1 tRNA gene is annotated in these 293 nt (G+C 39.6%); it reads right to left on the bottom strand.

The window, feature by feature from the left end:
• Window positions 1–203: 203 nt before the first annotated feature.
• Window positions 204–279: transfer RNA gene (locus NI469_RS15790), tRNA-Ala, on the bottom strand.
• Window positions 280–293: the final 14 nt, after the last annotated feature.

A 293-nucleotide genomic window follows, 5' to 3' on the forward strand; every position in this document is an offset into this window, starting at 1 on the left:
AAATTATTTCAACTCAAATATATTCTGTTAATGATTTTTCCAGCCTTCGTCAGGTCAGGAAACTGTGATAAATCACAGAGGTTAATAACAACGAAGCGAATCATACGCCTCTTTCTTACTAAGCTCTATAAGCTATCTAGCTGTTTGTATGTTTCTTAGCTCATCTTACGTTTGCTTGATCATTTCAAGATCAATGTAAGTGATGGTGGAGACTAGGAGAGTCGAACTCCTGACCTCCTGCGTGCAAAGCAGGCGCTCTACCAACTAAGCTAAGTCCCCAGCTTATCAATAAG

Origin of the sequence: Acinetobacter lwoffii (assembly GCF_024129735.1) — a bacterium.
Classification (GTDB): Bacteria; Pseudomonadota; Gammaproteobacteria; order Pseudomonadales; family Moraxellaceae; genus Acinetobacter; species Acinetobacter lwoffii_H.